This window comes from Parasphingorhabdus sp. NYA22 (assembly GCF_976973735.1).
Map to the genome: position 1 here is coordinate 2,663,915 of NZ_OZ333477.1, position 16,112 is coordinate 2,680,026.

Genomic DNA, 16,112 nt, shown 5'->3' on the forward strand with positions numbered 1-16,112 from the left:
GAAATGGATTGTGACGGGGCGTTGAAGCCCTGCCCTTTGGAGAGCAGATATGGAAGCATTGGAAGCAGCAGCAGGCGAAGTCAGCAAAGACGAGATCATGAAGCTTTTTCAGGCACAGCGCGATGCGTTTCATGCCGAATTGCCGGTGAGCTATGATTCCCGGATGGACCGGATCAACCGCACGGCCAGGATGATCATCGAAAACAAGGATGCGCTTTGCGAAGCCGTATCCAATGACTTCGGCCATCGCAGCAGCGTCCAGACCGTGATGACCGACCTGATGTCGATTGTCGGCCATGCCAAGGATCACAAGAAAAACCTGAAAAAATGGATGCGCCCCGAGAAACGCAAGATGGATTTCCCGCTCGGCCTGCTGGGTGCCAGCGGCCAGGTTGAATTTCAACCCAAGGGCGTGGTCGGTGTCATTGCCCCCTGGAATTTTCCGATCAATCTTGCCTTTGATCCGGCAATCGGTGCCTTTGGCGCCGGCAACCGGGTGATCATTAAATTTTCCGAATTCTGTCCCGAGACCGGCGAGCTGGTCAAGAAACTCGTTGCCGAATATTTCGCGCCAGAGGAAATGACCGTGATCACCGGCGGACCGGAAACCGGCAAGGCCTTCTCGGAAATTCCGTGGGATCATCTGATCTTCACTGGCGGTGGCGGGATCGCCAAACATGTGATGGCGGCCGCCGCACAAAATCTCACACCCGTGACGCTGGAGCTGGGCGGAAAATCGCCGACGATCATCGGACCGGATGCGGATATCCAGAAAGCAACCCAGCGCATCGCCATGGGCAAGATGATGAACGCAGGGCAAATCTGTCTAGCGCCGGACTATCTGCTCGTCCCGCAGGACAAGGAAGATGCCGTTGTCGAAGGTATTGTATCGAATGTAGCGAATCAATATCCGACCCTGATCGCCAATGACGATTATACCTCGGTGATCAACGGCCGCCACAAGGAACGGCTGCAGGGGCTGATCGACGATGCGGTCCAAAAGGGCGCAAAGCAGACGATCGTCAATCCCGGTGACGAGGACTTTTCCAATACCAACAGCAACAAGATGCCGCTGACCGTGCTACAAAATGTCAACGACGACATGCGGGTGATGCAGGAAGAGATTTTCGGCCCGATCCTCCCGGTCAAAACCTATCGCAATCTTGATGAAGTGATCGACTATGTGAACGATCACGACCGGCCGCTGGGACTCTATTATTTTGGAGAGACCGAGAGCGACAAGCGCAGAGTACTCGACCGCACCATCTCCGGTGGTGTCACCGTTAACGACGTGATCTTCCACATTGCCCAGCATGACCTGCCGTTCGGCGGGGTCGGCCCCTCCGGTATGGGCGCTTATACCGGCCCGGATGGCTTCAAGGAATTCAGTCACGCCAAGGCGGTCTATCGTCAGCCGAAGATCAACATTGCCAAAATTGCTGGTTTCCTTCCCCCATATGGCGCGGGTACGGAAAAAACCATGAAACAGCAGATGAAACTCTAACGTCAGGCAATAATGGCAGATTTTCCTTTAGCGGGGCTCAAAGTCCTCGACTTTTCGCGCGTTGTGGCGGGACCTTATGCCACGCGCATGCTCTCCGATCTCGGCGCGGAAGTGCTCAAGGTGGAGCCGCCCGAAGGCGATGTGACGCGCAAGCTTGCCAAACGCGACAGCGGGGTCAGCGGCAATTATCTGCAGCTGAATATCGGCAAGAAGAATATCTGCGTCGACCTGAAAGCCGAAGGCGCTCGCGACTTGATCCACAAGCTGGCCGCGCAGGCCGATATTGTCGTCGAGAATTTCCGTCCCGGCGTCATGGACAAATTCGGCATCGGCTGGGCCGACCTGTCGAAGGTCAATCCCCGCTTGGTGATGCTCTCCATTTCGGGTTACGGCCAGAATAGTCCAGAACGCGGGCGCGCAGCATATGCACCGGTGCTACATGCCGAAAGTGGCATAATCGCCCGGCAAGCAGAGATGAGCGGCGGCAAACCGACGGACATGCAATTTGCAATGGCCGACAGTTACAGTTCTCTGCACGGGATTATCGCGATATTGTCGGCTTTGCGCACACTCGACCAGACCGGTGAAGGCCAATATATCGATCTTGCCATGGTCAACGTGCTGCACTCCGCTGATGACTATGCGCATTTTGCGCTCGACGATATCTGGCCGAAAGCGCCTGAGACTCTGGTCTGGGAAGCGCCTGAAAAGCGCCAGATATTGATTACCGGTGACATGAAATGGCTGTGGATCATGTTTTCGACGAAAGACGGCTTGCAGGATCCAACGCCAAAAAGTGCGGACATTCCCACAAAAGTGCGGCTGCGCAATGAAGCGATGGAGACGCACATCCTGTCTTACGACAGTTTCGATGCGCTGACCGCCGCCCTCGACCGGCTTAACCTCGCCTGGGGTGAAGTGTTTCCCTTTGGTCCGGGTATCTATGAACAGCCCAGCGTCAAAGCCAATGGAGTCGTGGTCGATGTGACCGACGATGACGGCAATGCCCGCCGCACCGTCCAGTCGCCCTATCGCTTCTCGAAATCGAAAAGCGGTATTGACGCCGATGCCAAAACCGCAAAACGCGGCGAACATAATGTCGCCGCGCTTCGGGATTGGTTGGATATGGGTGATGAGGAAATCAGCGCACTTGCCGAAAGCAAGGCGCTAATTTCCTGAAAGCCTAGGCGTCGGCGTTGCGCGCCTGACGGCGTTTGAACGATTTTGCTCCATTGTTCCAATGCTTCGGTCCGTCGCTCTTGGCGCCGGCACCCGCACTCGAACCTGGTCCACCGCGACCCGAACCACCGCCACCGGGACGGCCCTTGCGGGCACTATGCTTGTTCTTCGGAGGTCCGTTGCGGCTTGGCGTCGCGCCATATTTCTTCGGCTTCTGGCCGTAGATACGCGAAGCAACTTCTTCGCGCGGCGGTTCGTCATAGCCTTCCGGCAATGGAATGACGTCGGGCTTCACGCCGGTCAGTTTGACAACATCGCGCAGGAACTGGCGCTCGTCCGGAGCCACCAGCGAGTAGGAAATACCGCTTGCCCCTGCCCGCGCTGTCCGGCCGATCCGGTGGACATATTGCTCGGACACATTCGGCATGTCGAAGTTGATGACATGGGTAATGCCATCGACATCGATACCGCGCGCGGCAATATCGGTGGCGACAAGAATGTTGATCTTGCCCTTCTTGAAGTCACCCAAAGCACGTTCGCGCTGTGGCTGGCTCTTGTTGCCGTGGATAGCAGCGGAGTGGATACCGACGGCCATCAGGTTTTTCACAACCTTGTCGGCACCATGTTTGGTCTGGGTAAACACCAGCATATGGTCGGGATTTTCATTGTTGATGAAATCCTTCAGCAAGCGCTGCTTGTCGTCCTGATTGATATAGGTGACCTTCTGGTCAACCCGCTCGGCCGTTGTCGACTGCGGTGCAACCGATACCTGGACCGGGTTGGTCAGGAACTGATCGGCCAGCTGCGAGATGGTCTTCGGCATGGTTGCCGAGAAGAACAGGCTCTGGCGCTGCTTTGGCAGCATCGGAACAATTTTCTTCAGCGGAACAATGAAGCCGAGATCGAGCATCTGGTCGGCTTCGTCGAGCACCAGGATTTCGACCTTGGACAGAGTCAGATAGCGCTGATCGATCAGATCAAGCAAACGACCGGGGGTTGCGACCAATACATCGACGCCGCGTTCCAGGATGCGTTTCTGCCGGTTGATCGGCACGCCGCCGAAAGCGGAGGTTACGAAAAGGCCGAGACCTTTGGAATAGCCGGTCATGCTGTCGGCAATCTGCCGAGCGAGTTCGCGGGTTGGCGCCAGTACCAGCATCCGGCATTCGAAGCGACCAGCGCGCCGTTTATCGGTCAACAGGTGGTGAATGGCCGGCAGCGAGAAAGCTGCGGTCTTGCCGGTACCGGTTTGTGCGATGCCGAGAATATCCTTGCCTTCAAGCGCTGGCGGAATGGCCTGCTGCTGGATCGGCGAAGGAGTGGTGTAGCCGCCTTCGGCCACGCGTTTTTGAATAGGTTCCGCCAATGCGAAATCAGAAAATTTAGTCAATTTTATATACCTTGTAATAGCAGCAAGTTTCCAGCGCACAGCATGGAAGCTATACGCGTGTTCGCCGTCTGTTAAGACGACCCGCGTGATCAGGCTGCCGGAAAGAAAGAAGCAATAAAGGCGATAGGTTCGAGATGATCTTGTCATCTCTCACGCAGAACTTCCGCCAGACGGTCAATCGATATTGCCGCCCTTGCTGCAATGCAACATAGGTGGGTTCGGGATTAAGTCAAGCGTTGTGATGGCTCGGTGATATCGCAATGACGGTTTCTACCTGGTCCGTGATCTTCACGCTGCAAGCCTGCAATAGCAATATCCGCTTCATCCCGACAGCAGACGCACATAATCCGTCATATCCTGAGGCAAGCAACGGGGTCGCGAGGGCCAGTCTGCTTCGAGGCGGTGGACCGGCCAGACCGGACATTCTGCCGCCGATCCGGGAATGGAAGCTTGCCATCCCCGGATAGTTGTCGAAATCGAGTTCAGTCTATTTCGGTGAAAAGGGGGCCAAGCTGTCATTTGATTATCTAATCACCATGGCCGTTGGCTCTATATTTATTTCAGTTTAACTCCTTGAGCTTATGACCGTACTTTCAGAAGGGGATTGTGCAGAGAGGGGCGAGTTGAATGGAGTTCGAGCCGACAAGGAAGCAGCAACGTAAACCCGGCCCGCTAACAGAACGGGTGTGCGGCTTTTCTTCCAGTATAATCGCAAAGAGGTTGATTGCGATTGCAAAGCCAGCTTCAACACGGTCGAAAAACACCCAAGTCGTGATTGATGAAAGATTCCGGTTCCTCCGGCCCTCGGCCTGTCGCACGGCAGCGATCACAGGATCATCTTGAGCGATGCTGCCCGCAACTGAAATCAAACAGATGCTGGATGCGCTGCCGCTGCCAGTTTTCGCCAAGGCTGCGGACCATACCTGGATTTACGGCAATCAGGCTTTCGTCACTCTGATCGGTATCGACGACTTCATCGGGCGGGACGACACGAGCCTTTTCGATGAAGAACAAATCGACGTCTTCTGGAGAGAAGACGATCTCGTGTTCAGCGGGCAGACAAGTACGAGTTTCGAAGAAATTGGCGAAGGTACATTCGCACTCACACGAAAATTTCCCATAACGCTTGAAGATGGAAAGCCCGGCCTGATCGGGGTGATTATCGAAGCCGTGGCGAGCCCGGAAGATCTCAGGAAAGCGCGTTTAGAACACAAGACGGCCCAGGAAACGAACAACCTCTTGCTGTCTCAGTTGCAAAGCAAGGCAGACGGCCACGCCAAGCAATATGAAAAGCGGTTGCGGGATCTTGAACGTGATCGCGAAGATGCCCAAAGTCTCGCCCAGACCGATCCGCTGACAAAAGTCGGAAACCGTCTCGGCTTCCAGTCCGACCTGCAGTTGCTTTCCAAGCGCTATGACGAGCGGTCCGGCTCATTTACGCTCGCCTATATCGATCTCGACGATTTCAAGCATATAAATGATACATTCGGACACCGAATGGGCGATCGGGTGCTGTGCCAAGTGGCTGACAGGTTGAAAGCCATGGGCTCCATTTTCTCCGTGTCCCGTCTGGGCGGTGACGAATTTGCAGTGCTGCTGGAGTGCGCCGGGCAGTCAACAGAGCAGGTTGAAGAACAGCTTCAGCGAATGGCCGATCATGTCTTTCGTCCCATCAGTGAATTTAAACGAGACGTAGATGCATCGGGCTCTCTCGGTCTTACACGCTACCCGTTCGACACAAAGAATCTCAGCGAGTTGAAGCATTATGCCGATCTTGCTCTCATGAAGGCCAAAAAAGCCGGCAAAGGGCGTATTCGAATATTCGAGGCTTCGGACCATGCAGATGACTTGCGGTTGCGACAGCTGGAAGCCGGCCTGAGAACGGCAATCGAGCATGGCAAGATATCGGCTGTATACCAGCCGATTTTCGATGCTCGCGAAGGACGCATCCGGGGTGTAGAAGTTTTGGCGCGTTGGACGCATCCGGAACTGGGCCCCATCTTGCCGGACGAATTTATTTTGCTTGCCGGGCGATTGGGCCTGTTGGTCCATCTGGACCAAATCGTACTCAGACGGGCATGCACCGAGCTCGCCGAGTTTTTGGATAACGGGAGCATCGACTATTTCTCGGTAAATGCGAGTCCGAGTGATGTCGCTTCGCTTGGATATGCAAGGAACCTTCTCGATATTCTGGAGGAATATAAAATCGACCCCAGCGCGGTTCTGATCGAGATTATCGAGACTGCAGTCATGGACAAGTCGCAAACTGCGCGCAGCAACCTCGAAGAATTGAGCGCAGCAGGCATCAAAATTGCGTTGGACGACTTTGGCAGTGGTTATGCGAATTACAGGACGTTGCTGGATCTTCCTGTGAATGTCCTGAAAGTAGATCGCTCTCTGATCAACACTATCAATGAAAGGCCGCACCTGATCGATTTCCTTGTCTCGATCATCCATATGGCCAAAGCTCTCGGCGCCAGCACGGTATGCGAGGGCATCGCAACCGAAGAGGAAAAGATACTCGCCGGGACACTCGGATTCGATGCATTGCAGGGGTTTCTGCTCAGCAGACCAGTCAGCCTTGCCCCCCTGAGGAAAGCAATCCAGCTCCAAAACGAAGATCCTATCCTCAATCGAGAGCCGGTGCGCAAGACAGGCTGACCGGCTTGTTCGAAACATTTGTCTTCGTCAGGGCTAGCCGGTACAGACCAAGCATCGCTTTCCAGCCGACGACAGCCACCCTCGACCGGCGGCCCGAAATGCCGAAATCGATCATCCACCAAAATACTATCAATTCCGGCAGATTTATTTATGGCCAAGCCGATGACCGACACAAAACCCCATAACCGCGACAAGAACTACCTCATCAAAAGCGACAGCCTGTTTCTGAAGGCGCTCGGCGTTTCAAACGACGCCGGTGAGATCAAGCCCAATAAATATGCGAAATATCGTCAGATCTGTCGCTTTGTCGAGATTTTCATCGAGCGGATCGAGCGGACCCAGGCGGTAAAGCAGAAGCGGGTCAAGGTTTTGGATATCGGTTCGGGCAAAGGTTATCTGACCTTCGCGATGTATGATCAGCTCGCAAAAGCCGGGCTCAATCCCAAGATCGACGGCGTCGATACGCGCTCGGAGATGGTCGATCTCTGCAATGAAGCGGCGCAGGCATCCGGCTTTGAAAATCTGGCCTTTCACAATATGAAAGCGGAGGATTTTGTTCAGGGCTATTATGATGCAATCATCGCCTTGCACGCCTGCGACACGGCGACGGATGACGCCTTATTCTATGGCATAAGGTCGAAATCCAAATTGATCGTCTGCGCCCCCTGCTGCCAGCACGAGGTTCTGGTCGACCTGCAGAAGAGCGAGACCGCGAACCGCAAATTCATCTCCCACGGCCTGTTTCTGCAAAAACAGGCGGACCTGATCACCGACAACAGCCGCGTGATGCTGCTCCGGTCACAGGGCTATCAGGTCGATGTCATCGATTTCGTCTCTACCGAGCACACACAAAAAAACACGCTGATTACAGCCATCAAGAAGAACAAACCGTCCCCCAAATATCTCGAGCAATATGAAGCCTATAAAACGGCTTATGGTTTTAGCGGCATAAAGCTGGAGACGCTGATGCGCGAGGCGGGGTTGATCCGTTCGGAGTAAAATTGCGCAGTTATTTTCGCGCCGCTGCTTCAACCCGATACCGGGACGTGCCTGACCGGTTGAAACCGCCTCCGAAAGCGGACATCGGCTTTGATGGAGATTGACCGCAAGTGGTTGGAAAGCGGACGTTTGCCGGAGAAGCCTTGGAAATGCTCTTCATGCTATAGGCCTATTATGCGGCCCTCGGGCATGTCCTTCGAACGTATCCCACGTGAGTTAGAATAACCGCGCGCGGATAGAGCGCTGGAGGGTGCGAGGCAAATTGGGCTCGTCGCAACAGTCAATTGCATGAGACAGCCAAAAATCCGTGGACGACGTGAGTCTCCGAAACGCGTCATTAACCTTATTGGTCTAAGCCGCAGCGCAAGGAGCACGACGAGTCAATGCAAACGCAAATTCTTGGACTGGTAACTCCGCTCATGTCGCTGTTCTTCGCAGCGACATTCGCGGTTTTTTGGCGTATGGGACGAATGAAGCGTCACGTGCTTGGCTTTGCCATTTCCAGTGGCCTGTTCACATTGGGGTTCTTGGCCACCCATTTCCTTCCCCGCGACGCGTTCTACCTCTTTCACACGACGCAGGCGCTCTACAGTCTTGGCACGACTATATTTGTGGCATCGGTGTGTGAGCGCGCCGGGCTGCGGATCCATCTGGGCAGCTTTGCAGTCGTTTACGTGATCAGCGCCTTGGTGCTGGGGCTGATGGTGAGCCTCTCCGACGATGTCGGTCCCCGACTGGTCCTGGTCAATATGGGTTATGGGGCCATGTTCACCATGGGAGTGACGACGCTCCTTATGGCACCCCGCCGTAATTTGATCGATGTCGCGATTATAGCGGTCATGGCATTTCAAGCAGCCGATTTCTTCATCAGACCCGTCACGACCCTGATGTTCGAGCAATCGATCTCTGCGGACATCTACCGGGACTCGATCTACTATTCGCTGATCGGGCTCGTGCTCGGGATAAAATCCATTGCCACCGCGATGGTTCTGATGGGTGCGACGATCGCCGAATGGACTACCGTCCTGCGTGAAAGCAGTGAGCGCGATGCCCTAAGCGGGCTACGCAACCGGGGGGCGTTTGAAGACTCGATGCGGAATCTTCTCCCACGTGCGCAGACGGAAGGACGCCCGCTCAGCTTGGTGGTGGTCGATATCGACCACTTCAAGAAGGTAAACGACATTTGGGGCCATCAGGCGGGCGATCAGGCGATCGCGGGCATTGGCAAACTCATTCGAAAGATGGTGCGTGGATGCGACACGGCCGGCCGAATCGGCGGGGAGGAATTCTGCATCGCGATCTGGAATTGCCCTAATAACGCTGCTGAACAGTTGGCCGACCGAATCAGGCAGGCATTCGAAGGTCTCCAGCATTCCGGCCTGAGCAATGATGTCCGTCTGACTGCGAGTTTTGGTGTGGCCACAGCGCGTGATGGGGAGACCTACGAGCAGATGTTCGGACGAGCCGATGCTGCGCTCTACAGGGCCAAGTCGAGTGGCCGAAACCGTGTCGAGAATGCCGAGGAACGCCATCTGGAAGCGGAACGCCGTCCGGAAGCGGCCACGCCCGAACCAAAATCGGAACTGATCGAATTCAAGCGCGCCTTGAGCTGATCGATAGTCCGCTGGACACTGCTGGACACCCTACTTAGCGGACTGCGCCTAAACAATATATTCTCGAAATCGCTGGGCTGTCGCTTCGCGCGACTGCGCTAACCCAAATTACATCAGGTTCATGGGAGTCATCTGCGCTCGAACGGGGCAGTGAGGAAACTCGCGAAGGCGATATGATCATCGCACCGGATTTAACCGAAGGTCTCACAACCGAAATGGGACCGCGTCAGCCGGTCTTGCGATCTGCTCCGGGTGCGGCCTGTTGATCAAGCCTTTCCAGTTCTTCCAGAATCCACGGGGTCACATCGCGATGCGCGTTCCTGCCGATGAATAGATCCATGTGGCCATAATCGGGAATTATCCGGTGGCGGTACAAGGATTTGCCGTTGTGCTGCGACAGCCAGGCCCGCGTGCGCTGTCCGCTTTCGGGATAGAAGATCTGGTTGGTAGCCCCCGAGAGGAAGCTTATTGGCAAGGCCAGACGGCGCGCGGCGTCGTCATCGGTGTAAGCCGGCTTGCCATCCGCATCGACGGCCAACCCCTTGCGCATGATCTCCTGCAACTGTTTGAATGGTGACAGCGAGACGCGGCTGAACATGCTGCCTAGCGCTAGATGCGTATCATGGCCCAGTTGGCGATGGTCCCAGCTTGGGCCAAAGACACCGAAAACGCGGCGGCACGTCGGGTTCTTGCATGCCTGGCCTTCAGGGACGGGCATCTGGTACGCGATCGCATCAATTTCGTAGTCGGTCTCTGTGCCTTGGCTAACGAAATCGATGTGCCCGTCCAGCAGAGAAATCTGGCCGAGCATGCCCGCTACGCCAAGATCAGCCTTCATATAGTTAAGCCAATCGGTCACCGGATGCAGGGTGAGCTGCGAAACGATGAGCGAGCGGACGTGCGTTACCCAGCCAGCGCCTATGCCCATCAACAGGCTCATCGAACCGACACAATGCGCCAATGCCTGGACGCTATCGGCCCCGGTCACCGAACGTATTTCCGCGATCGCCGCAGGCCAATCGTGGCGGGCTATATCGTCGATAGTGAATTCGGGAGGATGTTCGGTATCGTTGCCCGAATCCGCGCTGGCGCGATAGTCGAACAACCATACATCATAGCCTTGCGCAACAAGGCTCTCTGTGAGGTTCTCGTCAACCGTCGGGGTGGCGAAGCTGGACGCCCGCACGGAAAATCCCGGTGCCAGCACCAGCGGACCTCGTGATCCACCGCGATAGCGGGTCAGGCCGATATTTACGCCGTCACCGGTTGCAACGACATGGCGCTCGGGCGGCGGCAGGTGCATTGTCCGCGGCAACAAGGATTCAGCGTCCGTGCTCGCAAAATCGTTGAGCGTCGCCAGCATCCCGCCATAGGCGCGGAATATGGTCATCGCGAAGAAACCGCCAAATTTGGCGACGAAATAGGCTTCTATGGCCTTGCGGGCGCGGGGGATGAGATTGATGACATGGCCGACCAACGTGTCCGCATCATGGACAGTGATCGTATTCAATTGCTGCATGAACTCGTCAATTCCGAGCTTTAACACGCCGCGCCCTATCAACTCGCCATTCGCGTCGTCGCCGCGGCGGAGAGTGATAAACAAAGTCGTCAGGTCGGTCCAGGGATCCGACTTTCCGCGCTGCTCCAATGTCTTGAAACCGTGGAAATGGATCGGACCATCTGGTCCTTCGAGCACCATGTCATAGAGCATTTTCCAGCTCTCTGCCTTGTCCGGATCGGCAACAAGCAGGCGGAAAACACCTTCACGCACCGGCAACGGATCCGGCGAGATTGCGCTAACCAGCACTTCGCCCGTTATCCGTGAACGGTGCTGCGGGTCGTCGATCATGCGGTGGAGATTGTCAGTCGTGACCGTCAACCGGAAGCTGCATGCACCGCTTTCCGCCTGTCCCCAGGCCGCGCCGTTGACGTAATCGTCTCGAATTCGTTCAGAATGTCCGCAGGGCCGATGGTGACAACCGGTAGCGCTGATATGGCCCGCCATGGTCTCGGTGAAGGCCAAACCCGGGCTCATGGCCTCGGGATGTTCTTGCACCAGCTTGCGGATAGCGGCTTTCCCATCATCGATGGCGCCGCTTTCGAAATGCCTGGACGCTTGGGTAACCGCATCGGTGACCGGCCCGATGGCATAGCCACCTACCCATTTGGCGATGGACAGCTTCAGACCGTCACCATGCACAACCAATTGCGTCTCAGCAGCCACCTCGGCTTTCGCAGGTATCTCCTGCGCAAGGGGTGTTTCCGCGTCTAGCGCATAGTCGATGGTCCAACCCTGGCGGAGAGCCAGCTTCTCCACCGCGCGTTCGGCCACTGCTGTGATCGTCAGCAATGGATTGACCCCAACTGCCGCGGGGAGCGCGGCACCGTCACACACGTAAAGACCCGGATGGACGTCAGTCCCGCTGGTGCCCGCGAAAACACGGCAGCTGTCGTCGACAACGCCTGACATGGCATCATCGCCCATGCCGCATCCGCCGATCGGGTGCACTGTGATCAGCTTGCGTCCCATCGGTTCGGACCAGAGCGGGTCGGAGAAATATTGCGCCTCGATCGCCTCAGCCGCTTCGCGCATCTTGTCGTCATCCCGGCGGTAGGCTCGCTGTTCGCCCGCCTTGGACCAATGAATGACAATGCGGTCATCCTCGAGAGCGAGGCCGCCACCGCTATCATCTACGCTCATCACCAGATAGGTCTGGGTACGCGCCATCGGGCCTTTATAGGCCCACTCTGCGATACTGGCGGGATCGGTCTGAACCGCTTCACCCATTGCCTTTGCGTCCAGCAGGCGCGGTTTGATCTGATCGAAACCAAAACGGGTAAAACCGTCGGCCAGCGCTTCACCGAAGAAAAAAGCCGGGCCCAATGCGGCTGCAAGGATGCCGGGAACCACGCCTTCCTCGATTACCAGCCCCTTGGCGGGATCGTCATTGTCCCGCATGTCAATGACACCGGTAATGCATGGGCCGGGATAGGCTTCTGGTGCGGCATCCGATGTGCCGACGCCCATTGCGTAAATCGGGCCAGCGGTAATGCTATCGCCGTCCTGTTCAGACTTGAAATAGCTGTCATAGGCGAAGCCGAGTGCGTCGCCATTGCCCGAGAAACCTGCCCCGAGCCGGTCCGAAAGCGACAGCCCCTTTGCTCGTGACCGCAACAGGATTTCGGTAGAGCCGAGCGAACCTGCGCCAAGAACGACATGGTCGGCGGTAATGCTCAGTGGCGTATCAGCTGTGTCCTCACCATTGTGCTGGACATGCACGCGCCAGACATCTCCATCGCGCTCGATCCATAGCACGTTGGCTTGCGTGAAGACCTCCGCTCCATGATTGACGGCATCGGGCAGGTAATTCATCAGCGTGGTGTTTTTGGCGCCAACATTGCAGCCCGAAACACAGTCGCCGCAATTGGTGCAGGCTGGCTGAGGCACGCCGAATTTATTGGTCTTGTCCTCAAACGTCACGTTGATCGGAGTCTTGTAGAAGCGCTTGTCCATTGCGCGGGCCGAATGTTCAAGTGCTTCCAGCTTGCCCAGTGTCGGGTGCGTCTCAGGATAGACATTTGGCGAGAGCATCTCACGCGCGCGCTCGTAATAGGGATCGATTGCGTGGGGATTTTCCCGGAAGACGGCGGGCCAATGCTCCTGATCGAGCAGGCGCTTGTCCAACTCCAGTGATACGTTTGCGTTGATAAGCGATGTGCCACCGAGGCCGCATCCGACGAGCGCATATTGATCGTCGTTTACATGCACTTCGAACAGCGCGTCCGGCGACCCGATCCGCCCGCCTTTGACGTTGAATTGCATGGCTCCCTGCGCATCCGATAACTTGTCCGGATATTCACCGGGAAGCATTTCCTTGCCTCGTTCCAGAATGCACACGTCCTGCCCTGCCCTTGCCAGTCGCGAGGCGGCAACACCTGCGCCATAACCCGAGCCGACGACGAGAACGGTATAATGCGATTTCGCCTGATCCAGGCTGCGTGCGATACGGTTTTGCATGGTCATTCTGCTGCCTCCAGCAACTGTTCACTGGATCGCTCCAGCAATTGGCGGGCCCGATTATCAGCCTCTTCCACAATGCGGGCGTGGACGATGCGGGAAAAGCCTTCCCAATGTGCGGAAGCACGCTCCACCCGTTCGGCGGCATAGTCGACCAGATGATTCACGCGGCCGTTGCCTTCGACACGCACCGGCGCAATTTCACCGTCGGTTGGATCGTTGAACAGCCGCAGCGAAGCGACTTCCAGCTCATCAGATACAAGCATCGCGGCACAGCCTTGCACAGGCATAAGGGTCGGCTCGTCCAATACCCAGCCGCCCGTGTTGAAAATACCGACCGGTACTTTATAGCCATCGACCAGCAGCTCGTCCTGGAACGGCTTGTGCGTGTGCCCGAAAATGAAGGAAAGTTCGTGCGGCATGTCCGGCAATTCTTGTTGCATTTCGGTCGCCAGCGGCGTGCCGAGATACCAGCCTAGATCCTCGATCGCGGCTTCACCCAGCACATTCCCGTAACCGTAGCGTTGCCGCTCAGCCGCGCGACCTGCCGTCAGATCGACGCCGGCCCGGATCAAATTATCCAGCGTGACTCCATATTTAAGCGGCATTTTCGGGTTGAGACCAAGCTTTGCGTGCAAACCGCCCGTGATCCGCCGCGCTATAGATTCGGCAAAATCATGGCTGGCCCCTGCGCTCAGCATCACCTCGTAAAGTGAGCCCACGTCGCTGCCGATTTCGCCGGCACTGCCCAGGTCGGACCACAGGAAGTCAATCCACGGACCATTCTCCTGCTCCAGCTGACGCATTGTGGCGGGACGCGCCTCACCATCTCCGATGAACGCGCGCATATTCGAAAGCGCACGATACATCCCGTCGAGATAATGCCCATGATGCATGACTACCGCACGCTTGGTTCCGCTGTCCCAGAGCCCCCAGTTTGGATAGGCTATTCTGACCGACGCATCATGCAAATGCGGCCGGTGCATGAACAGGGATTCCATCAAGCGGCAATGGTGCGATGGTGTGCCAAAGATTCTGGTGACGGCTTCCAGATCGCCGGGCATTTCCCCGTTCTCTAGCGCGGAAATAAAGCTATTGTCCTGCGCAATGCGCCACAGGTGATGGTCATGATTGCCGGCGACATAAATGATCTCGCGATCAAACAGATCGGGGCCGTCCGCAGGGTAAAAAGCGTCCAAAAGCTGCAGAAAACTCTTTGAAACGTCGCCGAAAGGCGACAGGCCGAGGTCAAGGGCATCGCCCAGCAGGACGAGCTGCGGCTTTTCCTGATCACCCAGCGTTTCGCTAAGACCATTGGCAAAGGCAGCCAGAACGTCCGATGGGCCTTCGGCAATGGCTCCGCTATGATCGACATGCGTCAGCAAGCTGTCGCGCGCGCCCAGGTGAAGATCGGATAAAACGACGTGTCGAATGCTCATGAGCGGTTCTCCAAACAGGCGTAAAATGCATCCCGGACCATCTTCTCGCGGGGATCGTCCCATTTCCCGGTGCCGAGCTTGTTGGTTATCCAGGCGTAGGCAACCCCGTCGTCAGGATCGCAAAAGGCAAGCGATCCGCCCACCGCGAAGCTACCGAAAGCGCTTCGAGTGCGAGCATATTCCCACTCTTTGAAAGGTTTTTCGAAGCCATAGGAATAATACATGTCGGCGGTCAGCACCTGGTCCTTTAACCCTTTGCGTGGGGGGCGATGGCCCTTGGCAAGGCTATCCATCACCTCGGGCGTGATGCCCAGTTTTCCACCGCCTTCAGCAAAAGCGTTGTACAGCGCGGCCAATCCGCGCGCCGAAGCCATGCCGCCGGCAGCCCCTTGTCCGACGCCCCAGAACGCTTCACAATCCAGCGCCCCCGGACCTTCAAGGATCAGAGGGTTATTCAGGGTGCGGAATGCCAGCATACCCGGCAGGCACATCTCGAAGGTGAGCGGCCACGGCATGGTGGTGTGATGGATAAAAAGATCCTGCATGCCGAACCCTTCAATCCGTGCAATGCGATTGCGGTCGAAGCTATCGGGCAAGCCGACGAAGACGTCCTCACCGAGCGTTCCGGCAATTTCCTCGGCGAAGAACTGGGGTAGGCGCCGTCCTTCGGGATCGCGGCGGTGGATTAGCTCGCTGGCGATCCAACCGAGTGTATAGGCGTGGTTGCCGGAATAGTCGCCCGGCGTCCAATTGGGTTTCTGGCGTGCGATGGCGGCGCAGATCGCCGCTTCATCGCCAATATTCTCGAGGCTGAGTTTATAATCGATCGCGGCAAGACCCGCCTGCTCGGACAGCGCTTCGCCCACCGTGACCGCCTCTTTGCCCTCGGCGGCAAACTCGGGCCAAATATCAGCGACCAGTTCGTCGTAAGCAAAAAGCCCCCGCGAGACGGCAACGGCTGCGGCCATCCCGGTCAGGCCCTTGGTCAGCGAATAGACCATCGCGATATCATCGCTGCTCCAGACCTGCTTTTGCGACCGGTCTTTCCAACCGCCATGCAGATCTACAATTGTTTCGCCTCCATGCATGATGGTGCACGCAGCGCCGAGCGCCGCGCCCGACAAGATCGATGCCTGAAAAGCATCGGCCACCGGTTCAAAGCCGTCAGCGACATAACCGCCTGTCCATGGGTTTGAGTCGGCGCTTTGCTTTTCTTCATGATGAAGCAAGCGATTCAATGGCTGCATTATGATGCCCCCCGCACGCGCTTCGGCAAAAAGCCTCGCGCTCTGGGTGTAAGGGCTATCGA

The 16,112-nt window shown here is 56.6% G+C and carries 10 protein-coding genes; 5 read left to right on the forward strand and 5 right to left on the reverse strand.

Annotated features, from left to right (window positions below):
* Positions 1–49: 49 nt before the first annotated feature.
* The gene (locus tag ACWFTY_RS12780) at positions 50–1,504 is read left to right on the forward strand and encodes a coniferyl aldehyde dehydrogenase (RefSeq protein ID WP_447524570.1); all 1,455 of its coding nucleotides are present in this window, start codon (positions 50–52) and stop codon (positions 1,502–1,504) included.
* A gap of 12 nt (positions 1,505–1,516) precedes the next feature.
* Positions 1,517–2,683, forward strand: a complete 1,167-nt coding sequence (locus ACWFTY_RS12785; protein WP_447524571.1) for a CaiB/BaiF CoA transferase family protein — start codon at positions 1,517–1,519, stop codon at positions 2,681–2,683.
* A gap of 4 nt (positions 2,684–2,687) precedes the next feature.
* On the opposite strand, the gene ACWFTY_RS12790 is transcribed toward ACWFTY_RS12785, so the two are convergent.
* Positions 2,688–4,073 (reverse strand): DEAD/DEAH box helicase, encoded by a 1,386-nt coding sequence (locus ACWFTY_RS12790; protein ID WP_447524572.1) that lies wholly within the window; start codon positions 4,071–4,073, stop codon positions 2,688–2,690.
* An 873-nt stretch (positions 4,074–4,946) separates the two neighbouring features.
* Here ACWFTY_RS12790 and ACWFTY_RS12795 point away from each other — a divergent pair.
* Positions 4,947–6,734: an EAL domain-containing protein gene (locus ACWFTY_RS12795; protein WP_447524573.1), complete on the forward strand. Its 1,788-nt coding sequence runs from the start codon at positions 4,947–4,949 to the stop codon at positions 6,732–6,734.
* Here ACWFTY_RS12795 and ACWFTY_RS12800 read toward each other — a convergent pair.
* Positions 6,703–6,849, reverse strand: coding sequence for a hypothetical protein (locus ACWFTY_RS12800; protein WP_447524574.1), 147 nt, complete (start codon positions 6,847–6,849; stop codon positions 6,703–6,705). The two genes, ACWFTY_RS12795 and ACWFTY_RS12800, sit on opposite strands and share 32 nt — an antisense overlap.
* A gap of 47 nt (positions 6,850–6,896) precedes the next feature.
* On the opposite strand from ACWFTY_RS12800, the gene ACWFTY_RS12805 reads away from it, so the two are divergent.
* Together ACWFTY_RS12805 and ACWFTY_RS12810 are read left to right on the forward strand one after the other, a co-directional pair.
* Positions 6,897–7,733: a class I SAM-dependent methyltransferase gene (locus tag ACWFTY_RS12805; RefSeq protein ID WP_447524575.1), complete on the forward strand. Its 837-nt coding sequence runs from the start codon at positions 6,897–6,899 to the stop codon at positions 7,731–7,733.
* Positions 7,734–8,116: 383 nt separating this feature from the next.
* On the forward strand, positions 8,117–9,346 hold the full coding sequence (locus ACWFTY_RS12810; RefSeq protein WP_447524576.1) for a GGDEF domain-containing protein: 1,230 nt from the start codon (positions 8,117–8,119) through the stop codon (positions 9,344–9,346).
* Between the two features lie 226 nt (positions 9,347–9,572).
* Here ACWFTY_RS12810 and ACWFTY_RS12815 read toward each other — a convergent pair whose 3' ends face one another.
* Genes ACWFTY_RS12815 through ACWFTY_RS12825 form a run of 3 tightly spaced genes read right to left on the reverse strand, consistent with a single transcriptional unit; the run spans position 9,573 to position 16,050 of the window.
* On the reverse strand, positions 9,573–13,370 hold the full coding sequence (locus ACWFTY_RS12815) for a GMC family oxidoreductase N-terminal domain-containing protein (protein WP_447524577.1): 3,798 nt from the start codon (positions 13,368–13,370) through the stop codon (positions 9,573–9,575).
* Positions 13,367–14,803: a metallophosphoesterase gene (locus tag ACWFTY_RS12820; RefSeq protein ID WP_447524578.1), complete on the reverse strand. Its 1,437-nt coding sequence runs from the start codon at positions 14,801–14,803 to the stop codon at positions 13,367–13,369. The genes ACWFTY_RS12815 and ACWFTY_RS12820 overlap by 4 nt, the downstream gene beginning before the upstream one ends.
* The gene (locus ACWFTY_RS12825) at positions 14,800–16,050 is read right to left on the reverse strand and encodes a serine hydrolase domain-containing protein (RefSeq protein WP_447524579.1); all 1,251 of its coding nucleotides are present in this window, start codon (positions 16,048–16,050) and stop codon (positions 14,800–14,802) included. The genes ACWFTY_RS12820 and ACWFTY_RS12825 overlap by 4 nt, the downstream gene beginning before the upstream one ends.
* Between the last annotated feature and the right edge of the window lie 62 nt (positions 16,051–16,112).